Source organism: Pantoea sp. E956-1, from assembly GCF_982223955.1.
Window position 1 is genome coordinate 1 of record NZ_CEUYZP010000123.1, and the last position, 274, is coordinate 274.

Consider the following 274-nt stretch of genomic DNA (forward strand, 5'->3'; position numbering starts at 1 on the left):
CCCTACTCTCGCATGGGGAGACCCCACACTACCATCGGCGCTACGGCGTTTCACTTCTGAGTTCGGCATGGGGTCAGGTGGGACCACCGCGCTAAAGCCGCCAGGCAAATTCTGTCTCCGCGCCGCCACTAAGGCCGCGCAGATATGTCCGGTACAGGCTGAAAATTGTGTCTCTCAAAAACGCCTCTGGCGTTGTAAGGTTAAGCCTCACGGGTCATTAGTACCGGTTAGCTCAACGCATCGCTGCGCTTACACACCCGGCCTATCAACGTCG

The 274-nt window shown here is 58.0% G+C and carries 2 rRNA genes; both read right to left on the reverse strand.

The window, feature by feature from the left end:
- A 5S ribosomal RNA gene (gene rrf, locus AC0T7J_RS25575) occupies positions 1-105 on the reverse strand; the annotation flags it as partial.
- 91 nt (positions 106-196) lie between these two features.
- Positions 197-274, reverse strand: a 23S ribosomal RNA gene (locus AC0T7J_RS25580); the annotation flags it as partial.